Raw genomic sequence first — 17,124 nt, forward strand, 5'->3', positions numbered from 1 at the left:
TGATACCGCGCTTTGCCCAGCAAAGGGCAGTCTCAGCGACCCTGTTCGATCCGTGCCCATAGCAAATCCGTCGCGTCGATACCGAAAAAGCGGCGAATTTCACGGGCGCCGGTCGGGCTCGTCACGTTGATTTCGGTGAGACGCTCGCCGATCACGTCGATGCCGACAAAGAGCAGCCCCATCTCACGCAGGACGGGTCCGATCTCTGTGCACAGCTCCTGCTCGGCGGGACTGAGCTCCGCAGCTACGGCCTGCGCGCCCGCCACGAGGTTGCCACGGAAATCATCCGCCGCGGGGATCCGCAACATCGCGCCGGGTACTGCCACTCCATCCACCAGCAGGATACGCTTGTCGCCCTGACGGATCGCCGGCAGATACCGCTGCGCCATGACGAAATGCGTGCCGCGCGCCGTGATCGTTTCGAGGATGGAACCCAGGTTACGATCTTCAGCGTGCAGGTAAAAGATTCCTTCGCCGCCCCGCGCGGCCAGCGGTTTGACGACAATTTCCCCGTGCTGCTGCAGAAAATCCCGCAACTCCGCCATATCGCGGCTGACCAGATAGGGGGGGAGCCAACGCGAAAACTGTAGCGGGAAAAGCTTTTCGTTGGCCAGCCGGATCGAGGCCGGATCATTGACCACCCAGGTGCCGGCATGTTCAAGAATCTGGCAGGCATGGAGAAAATCCATGTCCACCGGCGGATCCTTGCGCATCAGCACGCAATCAAAATCCCGCAAGGGTCGCGCAAGCGCTTCACCCAGTGCAAAAAAACGTTCACTATTGTCCCAGACCTGCACCGGCTGGAGCCGGCCCCAAGCCTGCCCATCTCGCAAAGACAATCCATCCAGGGTACAGAGCCAGCATTCATGACCGCGCGCCTGGGCGGAGAGCAACATGGCAAAGGTACTGTCTTTGGCGGGCTTGATCCCGGCGATGGGATCCATGACTACGGCAACGCGCATGGTCATCGCCCCGCCTTGGCCCAGTCTTCGGCCTCGCGTGCCGCCGCCAGCAACGCCAGCCGGGCGATGACGCCATAGGCGTAATGGCGGTTGATGGGGGCATCCGGCGCGGATTTACGACAGGGGTTGATCCCCGGTTCGGCAAAGGCCATCGGCTCGAAATGGGCACCCGGGGCGTTGAGGCTCTCATCCTCACCCTTCTCCCGATGTACGCGATAGAATCCCCCGAGGACCTGTTGTCCGAGCAGATAGACGACGGGCTCGGCAACGAAGTCTTCCGGTGTCCGCTCGAAGGTATACACGCCCTCCTGGATGAAAACATCGCTCACCGGTAGTCCTTCCTTGCTCTTGGCCATGCGCGTGCGCGCTTTGCGGTTGAGCTCACGCAGCTCAGTACCCGAGTAGGCGGTCATCACTCCCATGCCATAGGTTCCGGCATCGGCCTTGACGATGACGAAGGGGCGCGCGTCGATGCCATAGTGGCGGTAGCGCTCGGCAATTTCGGCGATGACCGCGTCGACATTGGTGACTAGGCAATCCAGTCCCTCGGCCTGCAGAAAGTTGATTTCCGTGCAGCGGCGAAAGAACGGGTCGATCAGCCAGGGATCGATATCGACGACTTCGGCAAAGTCCACAGCCAAGCGCCGGTAATGGGCAAAATGCTGGCTCTTGCGCCGCGTCTGCCAACCGGCGGCCAGTGGCGGTAGCAGCGTTTGCTCCAGCCCCTGCAAGATCTCAGGGACGCCACCGGAGAGATCGTTGTTGAGCAGGATCATCTGCGGATCGAAATCATCGACCTGCAGGCGGGCTCCTACGCGGCGCAGTGGCTCGATCAGCAGGCGCTCGCCCGAGGGCAGCTCATGAGTATGTGCCTCTTCCAGCATCCAGGACGCAATACGCAACTCGAGTCCCGCCTCCCGCAGCAACTCCGCGAGTCGCGCCACATTTTCCAGATAGTACAAGTTACGCGTGTGGTTTTCGGGAAGGAGCAGCAGGCGCTGCAAGCTCGGGTGATACTGATCCAGGTAATGCTGGATCGCGGTGATGTGCAGCGCTTCATGCTCGGGGTTGAGATTGTTGAAGCCCGCGGGGAACAGGTTGGTGTCGATTGGCGCCAGCTTGAAACCGGCGTTGCGTAGATCCACCGAGCCATAAAAGGGCGGCGGGGTGGTTTGCCACTGACAGCGGAACCAGCGCTCGATGGCACACTGGTTACGAATCAGGTGCTCTTCCAGTTCGTGCAGCGGATCGACCTGGTTGGTCACCAGGCGCGTTGGGGTAGAAAGAACGGAAATCAAGCGTGACGCTCCGACAGAGGTTGATAGGCGCGGGTGGAGGCCCCCGTATAATTTTGTGTGGGGCGGAAGATACGGTTGTTGCTGAGTTGCTCGCGCCAGTGCGCCAGCCAGCCGACGCTACGCGCCATGGCAAAGATAGGGGTAAAGAGATCGCTGCGAATTCCCATCTCGTGGTACAGCACACCCGAGTAGAAGTCGACATTGGCATGGATCCCTTTCGACCCCAGGCGTTCGGCAGCGGCCTCCTCCAGGGCGCGGGCGATGGCAAACTGCCTGCTTTGCCGCAGATGTCCCGCCTGCGCCAGGTCCTCCATCATCTCTTTGAGGATGGCCGCACGCGGGTCGGTGGTCTTGTAGACCCGATGGCCGAAGCCCCAGATCTTTTCCTTGGCCGCGAGGCGCGCCTCCAGGAAAGGCACGACATTATCCACGCTGCCAATCTCCTCGAGCATCTCCACCACGCGCTGATTGGCACCGCCATGCAGAGGGCCCGCCAGGGTGCCCACCGCCCCGGCAATCACATGATAGGGATTAGTAAGGGTAGAGGTGCTGACCAGGACCGAGAAGGTACTGGCGTTGATGGTGTGCTCCGCATGTAGGATGAAGCAGGCATCGAGAATACGCGCGTGCAGCGGATCCGGCTCACGCCCGTGCAGCATGTAGAGAAAGTTGGCGGCATGCGACAGGTCGCTGCGCGGCGGGATGGGATCATTGCCAAAGCGCATCTGATCCCACATTGCGACGATGGTGGGTATCCGCGCAATGATGCGCATCGCCATGGCATCGAGATGCGAGGCATTGTCCCGTTCGGCATCAGATAGCTCCTGTTGCGGATAGAACATCCCCAGGCTGGCAATGGCGCAATGCAGCATGTCCATGGGATGCCCGGTCACCGGCAGAAACTTCATGATTTCCCGCACGTTGTACTTGATCTGGCGATGCGCCCGCAGTCCCGCATCAAAACGTTCGAGATCTTTGGCCTTGGGCAGCTCCCCGTCGAGGAGCAGTAGAGCAACCTCCTCATAGTGACTCTGCGCAACCAGCTCGGCGATGGGATAGCCGCGATACGAGAGCAAGCCCGCCGTCCCATCGATATGAGAGATAGCGGAATGGGTGGCGGGCACCCCCTCCAGTCCGGGGACGACAGTGGCATCAGTCATGGCGTTTCTCCTTAGGACAGGGGCAGGGAACTACTGCATCATACCCCGCGCAAAAAAAGAAAGGGAGACGGACGCCTCCCTTTCGGCCTTGCTCTGCCGGGGTCTTTCAGGCAGAGAAGGACGAACCGCAACCGCAGGTGGTCGTAGCGTTGGGGTTCTTGATAACGAACTGCGCGCCTTCCAGACCCTCACTATAGTCGATTTCCGCACCGACCAGATACTGATAGCTCATCGGATCGACCAAGAGGCGGACGCCAAACTGCTCCACCTCGGTGTCGCCATCATTGACGTTTTCGTCAAAGGTGAAGCCATACTGAAAGCCCGAACAGCCCCCCCCGGTCACGAAGACCCGCAGCTTGAGATCCGGGCTGCCCTCCTCTTCGATCAGGGATTTGATCTTGTCCGCGGCGCTGTCGGTCAGGGTCATCACCGGCGGCAGGGTGTCCAGATCCGTCATGGTTTCCGTAGCTGTGCTCATTCCCACATTCTCCTCACGCGCGTGCGCGTACCATCAGAAATATCCGACAATTTTGCTCGCCTTTACCGGCGGGCGTCAAGAACCATCCTGACCGCGCTTGGGCACGAACTGAATGGCGGCAACGCGGGCTGCCACCAGCACTGCCAGGAGCGCCGCCGTGGCCAGCAGGTCCAAAGGGCCCAGCCGATGGGCATAGAGACCAATGAAGAGCTCCCGCAGGATGAAGACAATGGCGACTTCTGCCAGGACCCGCAGGCGAATGCGGTGGAACTCGAGGTAATCGGTAAAGGTGCGGAAAAGCTCGATGAGCACGAAAACCGAGAGCACATCCGAGACCAGACTAGAGATGACCTCTTCTTGATGCAGACTGAAAAATGCCGCGTAGACATCGCCAATCAGGCTCCAGACCGCATAGAGCAAGGTGACCAGCATGAGGAAGATGAGGATTGTGATGACAAAATCCAGCATCCTTCCATAAAAACGGATCACTGAACCGCGCAGGCCGGCGATCTCGCTGTAGCTGGCGGCGGATTTTTGCGCGCGCTCGTTCAAGGGGTTTAGTGCTTGTTGCGCGCTGAGCGCCGCAGCCGAGATTGCAGACGCCGCGCCATTTCACCAAAGAGCTCCGTCTGCGTCGGGTGCGGATGAATGGCGCTGCCCACCTGTTCCAGCGTCAGTTCGCCATGGACCATCAACACGGCCTCGCCGACCAGGGTATCGGCGTGATCCGCCAGGAAATGCACCCCGACGATACGCTGGCTCTGCTTGTCCGCGACCAACTTGATCAAGCCGTCGGTCTCGCCGGTCATCATCGCCTTGGCGTCGATGGACAAGGGTACCTTGACCTCTGCTACATCCATCCCAGCGGCCTTGGCCTGCTCACCGGAAAGACCGACGAAGGCCACCTGCGGGCGGGTGAAGGTCACGCCACTGTCCTTGCGTTGATCATAGCGCGCCGACTCACCCAGCAGATTGGCCGCCGCTACTCGCCCTTGTTGGCCGGCCGTATGGGCAAGCATGTAGCCGCCGATGACGTCCCCGACGGCAAAGATATGCGGCACATTGGTCTGACAGCGATCATTGGTGGCAATGGCGCCGCGTTCGCCCAGCTGTACGCCGGCCTTGTCCAGTTGCAGGGCTTCGGTATTCGGGCGTTTTCCGGTCGCAATCAGCAGTAGCTCGGCGACATAGTCGTGTTCCTGACCTTCTCCGTCACGATAGCATACCGTCACATCTCCCTTGCCACCGCTGATCTTCTGCACCGCCACACCGGTCCGCACCGTAAGACGCGGGCTGTTCTTGGCCAGCACCGCCATCAGTTGCTCAGCAACCTCTTTCTCCATTTCGGCGACCGGACGTGGCAGGGCCTCCAGCACCAGCACCTCGGCACCGAAATCGTGGAACATCTGCGCCATTTCCATACCAATGGCTCCGGCGCCGATGACACAGAGTTTCTTCGGGGGCACAGCAAGGTCCCAGACCGTATCCGAGGTCACCGCAGCACCAGCGGCCAGCGTTTCCTGCGCGCCAGGAATGGGTGGCACGAAGGCCGGCGCACCAGTGGCAATAACGCAGGCGCCGAAGCTCAGGCTGCGGGCGTCCTTGCCGGTGATTTCGACGCTATGCGGCCCAGTGAACCGAGCGAAGCCTTCCAGTACCTGAATCTTCATACCTTGGTCAGTCTTCAGCGCCATCTCACCGCGTGTCTGCAGGATGCTGCGGCGATGTTTTTCCAGTTGCGCCCAATCCAGCTTGGCTTCGCCCAGGGCGATACCCATGGCGGCATCGTGGGCGCGATCGCGAATGCGGTCGGCCGCCGCGCGCCAGGCCTTGGAGGGAATACAACCGCGCCAGAGACACTCGCCTCCGGGATAGGGGGCATTGTTCACCAACGTCACCCGGATGCCATGCTCGGCCAGCTCCCGCGCACAATCCTCACCACCGGGGCCACCGCCGATGACCAGTACCTGGGTATCGTAATCGCCCTCGGGGATGACGGGACCGCTGCTTCCGGCCCAAGCCTCGGGCTGCTCGATGGCCGTTTTCAGATCCTTGAGGAATGCCGCCGCCTCCGCCCCGTTGACCACCCGGTGGTCGGCGGTGATGGTGATCGGCATGCCCTGCGGACCCGTCGCCGCCACCGCGAGGATCGCCGCCGTACCCGGAGTGACGATGGCATCGAATTGACTGATGCCATACATACCCATGTTGGAAATGGTGAAGGTGGGATTCTGATACTCCGGCGGGCTCATGCGCCGCTTGCGCGCCTTCTCCAGCAAAGGCTTCCACGCCGCCTGCAGTTCACGCAGGGAATGGCTGGCCACGTCGCGCAAGACGGGTACCACCAGACCGCCATCTTCCGTGGTGGCAGCAATACCAATATCGTGTGGCCGATTGTCGACGATGCGATCCCCCGGCTGATAGGCGGCGTTGATCAGGGGATGCTTTGCGAGGGCCGCGGAGGCAGCCTTGGCCAGGGCCACGGTGACCGAAACCCCGCTGGCCTTGGCCAGGCGCAGCAGCGCCTCCGGCTGCACGTGGATGGTCACATGAAATACCGGGATACTGAGGGAAGCCGTCATGGCCTGACTGATGGCCTTTTCGATGGCAGTCATCGCACGGCCATTGCCAGGCACCGGCGTTGCTACCGGGACGGTAACGGCAGCCGGCGCGGAACTCTGGGCGAAGACATCGGCAGCCACAATGACGCCGGCGGGACCCGACCCACGAACCCCTTCCAGAGACACACCGCGCTCCCCGGCCAGCAGGCGGGCATAGGGGCTGGCCGCAGCGCTCGTCGGCCGGGCGGCCGGCTGGACGGCGCCACTCGTCCGCAGCGGAGCTTGCGCGCTGGCAGCGGGAGTGGGCGCAGGGGGCATGGGCGCAGGGGCCGCCGTTTCTGCAGTGGGCTTGGTGGGCATCGCAGCCCCCGAGGCGGTATCGCGCCGCACCTGCGTGGGCTCATCCACCAGATAGGCAATGGGTTCGCCCACCGGGACTACGGCATCTGCCGCCACCAAGGGGCCGGACAGAAAACCAGAGCGGAAGACTTCGACATCCATAATGGCCTTGTCGGTTTCCACCGTCGCCACGACGTCACCGCGCTCGACACGCTCACCGGGCTGTTTTTCCCAGGAGACCAGCACGCCTTCCGTCATGGTGTCCGACAGTTGCGGCATCTTGATGGCATACCCCAGGTCAGCGCCAGGCGTGGCTGGCCCAGACGTCGCGCTGCTCGATGTCGGTGCCGGACTGGCCTCCACGCTCACGTCAGGGCTATCGACCAGATAGGCAATGGCTTCACCTACCGGCACTACGGCGTCGACGGCTGCCAGCGGGCCAACCAGGTAGCCGGAGCGGAAGACCTCGACGTCCATGATGGCCTTGTCGGTTTCCACCGTCGCAACCACGTCCCCGCGTTCGACGCGCTCGCCGGGTTGCTTTTCCCAGGAGACCAGCACGCCTTCCGTCATGGTATCCGACAATTGGGGCATTTTGATGACGTATGCTTCAGCCATATCTCACCATTTCAAAATAGGTGGGCGGCGCCCCTCGCGGGGCGCCGGAAATTACTTACCCAGCAGTTTTTTGGCTGCTGCGACTACGTCGTCGGCATTGGGAATGGCCGCCTTTTCCAGGCGGCGATTGTAGGGGATGGGCACGTCCTTCGCGTGTACGCGCACGGGTGCGGCGTCGAGCTCGAAGAAGGCATCTTCGTTGATCAATGCCATCACCTCGGCACCCACTCCCACCGGGGCCTCATCTTCCTCGACGATCAGGGCACGGTGGGTCTTGCGCACACTGGCAGCAATGCCTGCACGATCCAGAGGTTTCAGGGCACGCAGGTCGATGACTTCGGCCTCGATCCCCTCCTTGGCCAGACGCTCCGCCGCCTGCAGTGCCCAGTGGACACTGATGTTATAGGCAAAGATGCTCAGATCCCGCCCCGGACGCATCACTTCCACGCCTTCCAGCGGGGTAAAGAACTCCTCGTCCGGCACCTCGCCTTTCAGGTTATACATGCTTTCATGTTCGATAAGCACGACTGGATCGTCGGAGCGCACGGCACTCTTGAGCAGGCCATAGGCGTCGCGGGGGGTGGCGGGGGTCACGACGCGCAGGCCGGAAATCCCCATGAATACCTTTTCCATCCGTGCCGAGTGCTGTGCCCCCAACTGATGCGCGGTGCCGCCGGGCACCCGCATGACGAAGGGGCAGCGAATCTTGCCGCCAGACATATAGTGGATCTTGGCAGCGTTGTTCATGAGCTGATCCATCGCCAGCCAGGCGAAGTTGACACTCATGATTTCGACGATGGGGCGACAACCAAGCATGGCTGCACCAACCCCGATACCGGTATAGCTATTCTCCGAAATCGGGGTATCAATTACCCGCTCCGGACCATATTTCGCGTAGAGACCCGATGTCGCCTTGTAGGTCCCCCCGGCCACACCAATATCCTCGCCCATCGCAAACACCAACGGATCCCGTGCCAGCTCCTCGTCGTGGGCACGCAAAATGGCCTGCCAATACATCATCTCTGCCATGCTTACGCCCCCTCTGCCACATACACATACCGCTCCAGATCCTCGACCCGGGGCTCCGGACTTGCGAGAGCAAAGCGGACGATCTCGTTCTCAATCTGCTCCAGGATTTCCTCGTCCATCGCCTGGAAAGCAGCGGCATCGATGATGCCCGCTTCTTCCAGTCGTTTCTTGAAGATGCCGATGGGATCACGCTGCGCCCACTGCTCCACTTCCTCCTTGCTGCGATAGGCGCCGGAGTCGGACATGGAGTGCCCACGCAGACGGTAGGTCATCAACTCGAGAAAATAGGGCTCTTTCTTTTCGCGGACATGGGTGATGGCCTTCTCTGCCTCCGCCATGACCACATCGATGTCCTGACCATCCACCTGGGAAGCCGCGATCTTATAGGGGGCGACGCGCAGGTACTGATTGATCTCGGAGGAGGCGCGCTCGATGGCCGTACCGATACCGTAGAGATTGTTTTCGCAGACGAAGAGCACCGGTAGCTTCCATAGGCTGGCCATATTCATGGTTTCATGAAAAGTACCCTGATTGTTAGCGCCATCGCCAAGAAAACAGATGGCGATTTCGTCCCCACCGCGCAGCTTGATGGCCTTGGCAAAGCCGGCGGCAAGAGGGAAAGGGCCACCGACCAGGGCATAGCCACCCATGAAATGATGATCGACGTCATAGATGTGCATGGAACCACCGCGACCGCGGGAAGAACCGGTTTCCTTGCCGTAGAGCTCGGCCATAACCTCTTTGGGATCGGCACCGCACTGGATTGCGTGAATGTGGTCACGATACCCGGTAACCACATAGTCCTGTCCCTTGCGTGCCTTTTCCAGGACCCCAATGGCACAGGCCTCCTGGCCGGGATAGAGGTGGAGAAAGCCACCGATCTCCCGTTCCTGATAAGCCTGGGCGCATCGCTCTTCAAAACGACGCGCAAAAAGCATTTCACGCAGCAGGCGCTTTCGGTCGCTGGCTTCCATATTCCCCCAAAGATCATAACCGATAGATCGTGCCATGATCGCAAAGGGGTTGGACAAGCGTCAAGCGGAGCGCTGCCGCCCCGCAACCACTTCAATTCCCGTTCAGGGAACGCTCGATATTCGGTAGTGCCGCCCCAACGCCGGCGCCGACCGCGCCACCAACAGCCGCTCCCACCGCAGGATTACCAGCGACGACAGTACCTAGAACGGCGCCTCCGGCGGCGCCGATAGCGCCACCACTCAGGGCACGCTGGCCGGTAGGGCTCATATTGGCGCAACCCGCCAAGCCGGCGACCAGTAATAGCAGAACCGCCGATTTTACGATACGGCCTGTCATGATGTTCATACGATCTCCTCTTCTCTGAATCTTAGTGATGCCAATCGCGATGCCAGCCATCATCCCCGTCACGATCGCGTCCGTGCTGCCAACGACCGGCCCATGGCGGTGGGCCCGGACGCCAGCGCGGTGCTGGCTGATATACCACCACCCGAGGTGGCGGAGAAGCGTAATAGACCCGACGGGGCGGCGGCGCATAAATCACCGGTGGAGCGACATAGTAACGGGGCGCATCCCCCAGATACAGACTCAGGCCCGGGACCGCAACCCCAAGATTCAAATCGTCGGCACTTGCACCCACGCTGTAGCCTAGGGAGGCAAGGCCCAACAACGCCCCCACCATTGCAGCAACAACTTTTTTGTCAAAGAATTTCATGGCGACACCTCTGTGTTCAGATCCTTCGGATAGACTGCTAAGCAAAGTACATGCCGGAAATTAAGGTGTTGGAATATCAACGCTCTACCATCGTGCTGGTTTCGGCAACTGTCGCCAAATGTCGACAGTTTCGCCTAGGGCGCGGGCTCGTCTCCATTGCCAGGAATCTCTCGCTGACGCTCGGCAAGGATTTGGCTCTGGAGGTCGCGCAGCGCCTCCTCCACGTCCTGCCAGTAGCGATTGTGCGGAGAATCGGCTCCGCCCGCCAAAGCGCGGGAGAGCATCGACTGATACCGGCGATAGGCGATGTGCAGAGGTTCTCCTGGCGTGTAGCCTAAGCGAGACAAGGCGGCATCATAGGGACCATCGCGGCGTAAGGCGCTCTCCAGAACGAACAATTGTCGCCCCAGCGGCTGCAGGGTCTTTTTGATCACTGCGTGAATACTTAGAATCCCCGCAAATAATCCGAACAATGTGGCCGGTCTTACACCGTCCAGGCGCAGAGGGGCTTCCAGAAAACGGCGCAGATCCTTGAAGGGAAGAGGCCGACTGATGCCATAGCCCTGCAACTTAGCGACCCCGAGCGTCAGAAGCACATCGAGGATTTCAGCAGTTTCGACACCTTCGACCACCAGCTCCACGCCGATTTCCTCCGCGAGATCCTGCAGGACCCGGATGAAGTGCAGATCCTCCGGGTGATCTGGCAAAGCGCGCACAAAATGTTGATCTACCTTGATTTTGTCAATTGGTAGATCGCGCAGGCGCTGCAGTGAGGCATAAGCGGTACCCACATCATCGAGAGCCAGATGGATGCCCATGCCACGAATCTCAGCCATCACCTCTGCCGCCACGGGCTGATCGAGGAAATCTCCACCTTCCAGAATCTCCATGGTGATGCGTTCCGGCGACACAGGGCTTGCCGCCAGGACACCGCGCAGGCAAGGCAGGCAGTAACGCGTGAATGATTGTGCCGGGATATTGAAGGAAAGCCCCAGGAGCCAGCCCTCCTTCTCCAGGGCGCTGATGTCCTGCAGAGCGGCTGTGAGCAGTTGCCAGCTCAGGTTTTGGATCTCCTCTAGTTTGAGATGGGGAAGAAATTCTGCCGGGGTCAGGACACGGCCATCCACATCCCGCAGACGGGCAAGAGCCTCCACTCCCCGGACACCACCATCAAAACCGTCGATGATCGGCTGATACCAGACCTCCAGGGCGTTTTCGGCCAGTAGACGTTGCGCGAGGGTGCGAGCCTTGGTTTCCAGCTCCTGCCCGGCAATGGCCCAACTGTGCAAACGGTCGGCCTTGTGTGCCTTGGCCAAGCTCAATGCCTGCCGCGCTTGGCGCAGGAGGCTATCGAGGTAATGTTCCTCATCACCGGCGAGCATCGCCACGCCCATGCTGGCTGCCAACCGCAACTTACCGTCAGGCAAGGCAAAATCGATGCCGAGCGCGCTTTCCACATCGTTGAGCTTCTGCCGCAGACCCGGCATGCCACCCACAACGGAAAACAGCAGGATGAATTCATCTCCCCCAAGACGCGCCACCAGATCGTCCGGTCCCAAGACACTCTCCAGACGCTCCCGTACAAGCGTTAGGATTTGGTCTCCGGTTTGACGTTGGAAACGTTCGTTGATCTGATGGAAATCATCAATGTCTAGCACCGCCAGGGCCGCCCCCTCACTACTCTCTACAACCCGGAAGTGAAACCTGGTATAGGCCTGTTCCAGGCGCGAACGATTCGCGGCACCGGTGAGGGGATCGAAGTCCGCCAGAAGATCCAGCATTCCCTGGGCTTGTTCCAGCGCATCCCGGCGCTGCCAGAGGCTCAGAATCAGGCCAAAGCTTTCCGCAACCTGCTGCAGGAATGGTTCCACAGCATTCGTCGTCTGGCTTTGCTCTCGCAGTAAACAGAGCAACACGCCCCAGGCTTGGGAGCGCCCCTCCAGGAATAGGGGCTGGGCGATTGCGCAACACAGATCTTCCCTCGTCAGCGACTCCTTCAGCGAGGCAAGCAGTACACAGTCCTGTATACGGTCGATGCGCTGTACACTGCCACGGTGCAGCGCCCGACCCACCAACGTCTGGGGTACCTCTCCAGCCGTCCCGACGGGTAGGGAGAGATCCTTCAAGGCGACAAACTGGCGATTGGTACTCGCCATGGCCAGCAAGTTCACGGTGGATTCATTGCTATCGGCCTGCAGGAGAAAACAACTGTGAATGCTACTTTCCTGGACTACCGAATCGCAGATCGCAGGGTAGAGATCGAACAAATTTTTCACCCGCAACAAACGATGATGAATGGCGAGTGCTGCCGACTGGAGTTGCCGCAAGCCAAGCAAGGAATCCGCATTTTTGATCGCCATTCGATAAAAAATCCAAAGGAGGATCACCAGCGCAACAAACGGCAGACTGAGCTGCAACCATTGGGCAAAAGAAAGGGTATCCAGCCAACCGCTGCCGCGCCAGCGCATCTCCAGATCCCAGGGTAGGTCCAGTATGGGAGCCCGTACCCGCTGCAGATCGGAGATATTCTGCCGGTCGGGCGGCCCCCAGTGACCATCGGCATCGAGTTCCGCGATGGGTTGACCAAAGTGCTCTACCAAGACCACCACTCCCGGTTGAGGCACCTCACTTAGCAAATCCCGCATGGCAATCGGTTGGCCCAGAAAACCTGCCGGTTTTCCCCGTGCATCGTAGAGAGGGATACGTGTGGGAACGATCCACAACCCATACCTCGGCGCATAGAGGGGTTCGGCAACGAGCCAGTCGGGTTCGTCACTGGCAGTAAAAAACGCGCTCTCCGGGACCATGGCATGTGGACTTTGTGCGCGATTGGTCGACCAAACAATGGTATTTCCACTGCCATCCTGGATATTGATCGCCAGAGAATTACGGTGGTTCTTCTGGTAACTCTCCAGAGCCTTTCGGCTCTCGAGATCCGGATAGGGCGACTGCCCCGCATCAAAATGCAAGGTTTCCCGCAAAAACAGCAGATCATGAAAATGGCCATCCAGACGTCGCCGTATCTGCTGTACCATGGTATTGAGCTGATGCGCTTTGAGATGGAAGAAGTTTTCCTGCTGACGCTCTATTTCTGTGCGGGCCTGCCAAACATACAGCAGGAAAAATATGATGGCGATACCCCCAAAAAACCCACGGATACTGCGCCGTAGTCGCCGGCGTCGTCGATTAAAGTCGTGCTGACCTTGCGCGGCGAGCATGGCGAAGTCAGACTTGGGCATAGCGATTGCGTTGCGGCAAACGCGGGCTGTGGATAATTCGTTCTATGCTACGCAATACTTGGTCACCGGCACTCTGGAGGGTAGAGATATCGCCAGCCGAACCCCTTGCCAGGGCCGTGGTAATGCGTTCGAGTTGTCGATGATATTCCACGTGGGCCTGCAGTACCTCTTCCCTGCCGACAAACGGAAAAGCAGACAGGCGAGCGTGGATGGGACATTGGCTTCCGGACCAGGGCGCCAAGCGTAAAAACCAGGCCGGATTCAAGCTCACCAGGGCGAAGATGGTCTTCTGATAGTCGATAATCTCGGCGTAGAGCTGCAACAAATCATAATCCGTTGTCGCAGACCGCGGGCGCACGCCTGAACGCTCTCGCAACCAAGCAGGAATAGCCTCGGCAAACATGGGGCGAGCAATGGCAAAGCCCTGCAGCAGAGGCACCTGCATCAGGCGCAAGACGTTGCGAATGGTCTGGTTTTCCACCCCTTCCACGATGACTTCCAGCCCCTGCGATTGCCCCAGGTCGAGCAGGGCGCGCAGAAAGTGCAGATCGTTTGGATTCTCGCTCAGGTGCAGCACAAAGGCCTGGTCGATCTTGATCTTGTCTACCGGTAGCTCTTTCAGATAGAGAAGGGAGGCATAGCCTGTTCCGACATCATCCAGGCCAACACGGTATCCAAGCGACTGCAGACTGCGAATCGACTGCGCGGTGAAGTCGAGCAACAACAACTCTTCACTCTCGAGTATTTCCAGCACCAGATGTCTGGCCGGGACGGCGCAATCCGCGAGCAGTTCCTGCAGCCTTTGCAGGCCGCGCTCACTTGCCAGAAAACCCGGGGGGATATTCAGTGCGATCCACAGATGGATTCCTTGGCCTTGCCACTCTTCCCAGTCCTTGCTGAGCTGAGCAAGGACCAATTTGGTGAGAGTCCATTGATCCTCTGGAGACAGGAAGGGCAGGAAATCTCCCGGCGATATCGCCCTCTCTGCGCCGGCAAGTCGTGCCAGGGCCTCAACACCGACAATCCGATCTTGCAGCTGATCCAGAATTGGCTGGTACTGCAGAAGTAGCTGGCCATCCCGCAACAACGCCTGAATCTGGCGCCGCTCGTTCGCTTTGTCATCGGCGAAGAAAGACCAGAAGAAATCCCGTATCTTTTTGTTTTCTTTGGCTTCGTACAGGGCGTGATCGGCCTGGCGCAGGAGTAGGTCGGCATCTCCGGGGGTCACATCCGGCTGCGGGTAAAACGTGATCCCAGCGCTCAGACGAACATAGATCGTCGGCAGATCGGAGAGAAAATAGGGCTGTGCCAAGGTTTCGCCAATCTTCTCTAAAATGGAATGGATTTGCTCGCGGCTTTGCAAGCTGTCCCAAACCAGAACGAACTCATCCCCCCCGAGTCGGGCCAGATGATCGCTCTGCCGTAAGGAAGAATGAAGGCGATTGGCGACCTCTTGCAACAAGAGATCCCCGGCTGCGTGACCGTACTGATCGTTCACCGGTTTGAAGTCGTCGAGGTCCAGTACCGCCAAGGCGAGCAAACCGTCATTACGCCGTGCACGGGCCATGGCCGGCTGTAGAAATTCGGTAAGCCCGCGTCGATTCGCCAGACCCGTGAGGGCATCATGACGCGCGAGATGGCTCTGCCGTTGCCGTTCTTCCGACAACTGTCCCTTCAGATGAATTTCATCCAAAGCATGTCCAACCAGCAATGCCACGCGCTGCAACACCTCGATGATCTCCTCGTTGAACAAGTGCGCTCGATCGCTGATGACGTTCAGCATCGCCCAGCGTTCTTCGCGATGATAGATAGGCAAAGTAGCGACGGAATGCCAATGATTCTCTCGGGCTTGAGCAAACCAGGCAGCATTTTCCCCCAACGCGCCCAAATAATCCTGGACCGCCAGGAATCTGTCCTCACGCCAGGCACGCGAGGTAAAAGATTGCCCGTCCGGCACATCGTCCGGGTGGATCGTCCAACGCCGCTGCAGAATCCACTCGACATTGTGTCCAGCCAAGGCCAGCGCCTGAAACACGCCTGCGGCATCTGGACGTATGATGAAGGCCGCATTGAACAAGGTACTCCGGATCAGCTCATCGCAGATGGCACGAAGCATCTGCGGTGCCTCGCGAGCACGCAGGGCAATGTCACCGCTCACCAGCATAGTCTTCTGGAGCGTTCGAATATCCTCCAGCTCCCGCGCCACCTGACGCTGGCGGAGAAAAGCCGCAAGGTCGGCGCTCAAGCGTTCCAACAGCTCATTGATTTCCGCCGGGAAGGCGGTATCGACGTAGCGATAGAGGGCCAGCACGCCGGCGCTACCATCGGGCCAGGTGAAAGGCGAATAGATACCACCCCCCATGCGGTATTGCTGAATCAGGTCTGCCCACGGCGCAAAGAGCGGATCGTCGCTGGAAAACAGCATGGTGCGCTGGCTTTCGATAGCCCGTCCGGCAGGGGATTGCGGCACTCCCGCACGGGCATGGCAAGGCAGCACCACCCGTGCCAAGGGTGCGGCGAGAGGCCCGGCCGCTGCCGTCAACTCGATGCGGTTCTCGTCTTCCTGAACATGCCCGATCCATACGGCAGCAAGTGGCATTCGGGAGGCCAGGATAGCGCAGAACTGTTCCAGTATCTGCGGTAACCCCGGCACTGCCGGAGCGGAGAACAAGCGGTTGATCTCGGTAACCGATTGCAGAAAGGCATCGCGCACCTGTAGCTCGCGATTGCGCTGCCGCAAGTCCTGGGAGTTCACGAAGACCCGCCGCTCCAGATCGCGATTCAAGCGCTCCAAGGCCACACGGGCCGCGCTCCGTTCTGCAATCATAGCCCCGGCGAGCAATCCTATCACCTCAAGAACCAGGCCAATGATCAGGGCCAACCCTTCTGGCAGAATCAGTTGGTTATGTTCATACGGACCAAATCCTCGGCTGGTCCCCAGCAAGGCCAGCAGAAAACTCAGAAACGCCAACGGGTAAACCAACTGCACCGGGTATTGGGATAACATCCAGATGAACGGCAGGACCAGGAACACCACGCCTGCCTCCGGCAGACTATTGGCGGAAAAATGCTGAAAAAAGAGCGCAACCGCAATGGCCAGCGTCGGCAGGGCAAGCAACAGAAAACTACGCGGAAAGCGCCATGGCACCTGGCTGTGCCCGTGCAATACCACCAACGCTACCCCAACGATATTCAGAAAGGTTGCCGTTTGGGCGAGGGTCCAGTAAATAAGCATGTGCCACGAGGACAACCCAGCCACAAGGGTCAGAAGTTTGCTGCCGGCAAGCAACCAGGCGGCGCCGAGGAAAGCAGGGACCAGGCAGAAGAGCAGTAGAAAGCTGAGCGCCTGGCGAACATTGCCGAAACCCCGCCAATCGGGGCTGGCGCGATATAGCAGCCAGCGCCCCAGCCACGGGGCCAGGATACCGCCCAGGTCGGCCCATAGGGCAATGGGCATGGGATAATGCAAAGAGATCAAATTGAGGCAAATGCGCGCCAGCAGCAGCCCGGGAATCACCCGCGGTCCCCAGGCCAGAATGCCGTAGGCGATCACCCCCTCGGCGGGCCATATGGGCCAGTATTGGCTTGACAAGACGTCGTGAAAAAGCAAGCCGGCAAACGCTCCCGCCAGAACGGTTGCCAAAAACAGCCAGACGTTTATCCACCACAGTCGCCGCGCGGAGATCGAAGAATCCGCGACCGGTAGGCGAATTTCCGTGAGCAAAGCTGCATCGGAGTCCGCCTTCAAGGCGA

General features: G+C 59.8%; 12 protein-coding genes. All 12 read right to left on the reverse strand.

Annotated features, from left to right (window positions below; all coding sequences use genetic code 11):
• Positions 1-32 precede the first annotated feature (32 nt).
• The 12 genes from gshB to ACQAYK_RS11555 all read right to left on the reverse strand — a co-directional run bounded on the left by gshB (position 33) and on the right by ACQAYK_RS11555 (position 17,119).
• Positions 33-968: a glutathione synthase gene (gene gshB, locus ACQAYK_RS11500; RefSeq protein WP_215872096.1), complete on the reverse strand. Its 936-nt coding sequence runs from the start codon at positions 966-968 to the stop codon at positions 33-35.
• Complete coding sequence (gene gshA / locus ACQAYK_RS11505; protein ID WP_215872095.1) at positions 965-2,260, reverse strand: glutamate--cysteine ligase; 1,296 nt, start codon at positions 2,258-2,260, stop codon at positions 965-967. Before gshA ends, gshB begins: the two co-directional genes overlap by 4 nt.
• Positions 2,257-3,420, reverse strand: a complete 1,164-nt coding sequence (locus tag ACQAYK_RS11510; protein ID WP_215872094.1) for a citrate synthase — start codon at positions 3,418-3,420, stop codon at positions 2,257-2,259. The genes gshA and ACQAYK_RS11510 overlap by 4 nt, the downstream gene beginning before the upstream one ends.
• Before the next feature lie 106 nt (positions 3,421-3,526).
• A complete protein-coding gene (erpA, locus tag ACQAYK_RS11515; RefSeq protein ID WP_226827665.1) occupies positions 3,527-3,898 on the reverse strand; it encodes an iron-sulfur cluster insertion protein ErpA in 372 nt (123 codons plus the stop codon).
• 75 nt (positions 3,899-3,973) lie between these two features.
• Positions 3,974-4,450, reverse strand: coding sequence for a phosphate-starvation-inducible PsiE family protein (locus ACQAYK_RS11520; RefSeq protein WP_226827668.1), 477 nt, complete (start codon positions 4,448-4,450; stop codon positions 3,974-3,976).
• Between the two features lie 5 nt (positions 4,451-4,455).
• Complete coding sequence (locus ACQAYK_RS11525; RefSeq protein WP_215872093.1) at positions 4,456-7,416, reverse strand: FAD-dependent oxidoreductase; 2,961 nt, start codon at positions 7,414-7,416, stop codon at positions 4,456-4,458.
• A gap of 51 nt (positions 7,417-7,467) precedes the next feature.
• The gene (locus ACQAYK_RS11530; protein WP_215872092.1) at positions 7,468-8,445 is read right to left on the reverse strand and encodes an alpha-ketoacid dehydrogenase subunit beta; all 978 of its coding nucleotides are present in this window, start codon (positions 8,443-8,445) and stop codon (positions 7,468-7,470) included.
• Between the two features lie 2 nt (positions 8,446-8,447).
• Positions 8,448-9,419 (reverse strand): pyruvate dehydrogenase (acetyl-transferring) E1 component subunit alpha, encoded by a 972-nt coding sequence (gene pdhA, locus ACQAYK_RS11535; RefSeq protein WP_215872091.1) that lies wholly within the window; start codon positions 9,417-9,419, stop codon positions 8,448-8,450.
• 91 nt (positions 9,420-9,510) lie between these two features.
• Positions 9,511-9,765 (reverse strand): hypothetical protein, encoded by a 255-nt coding sequence (locus tag ACQAYK_RS11540; protein ID WP_215872090.1) that lies wholly within the window; start codon positions 9,763-9,765, stop codon positions 9,511-9,513.
• A gap of 22 nt (positions 9,766-9,787) precedes the next feature.
• Positions 9,788-10,132, reverse strand: a complete 345-nt coding sequence (locus tag ACQAYK_RS11545; protein WP_226827671.1) for a hypothetical protein — start codon at positions 10,130-10,132, stop codon at positions 9,788-9,790.
• A gap of 134 nt (positions 10,133-10,266) precedes the next feature.
• On the reverse strand, positions 10,267-13,371 hold the full coding sequence (locus ACQAYK_RS11550) for a bifunctional diguanylate cyclase/phosphodiesterase (protein ID WP_483167620.1): 3,105 nt from the start codon (positions 13,369-13,371) through the stop codon (positions 10,267-10,269).
• Positions 13,358-17,119 (reverse strand): bifunctional diguanylate cyclase/phosphodiesterase, encoded by a 3,762-nt coding sequence (locus ACQAYK_RS11555; RefSeq protein WP_215872949.1) that lies wholly within the window; start codon positions 17,117-17,119, stop codon positions 13,358-13,360. The genes ACQAYK_RS11550 and ACQAYK_RS11555 overlap by 14 nt, the downstream gene beginning before the upstream one ends.
• Positions 17,120-17,124 lie beyond the last annotated feature (5 nt).

The sequence above is a fragment of the Acidithiobacillus sp. AC3 genome, assembly GCF_050261095.1.
GTDB lineage: Bacteria > Pseudomonadota > Gammaproteobacteria > Acidithiobacillales > Acidithiobacillaceae > Igneacidithiobacillus > Igneacidithiobacillus copahuensis.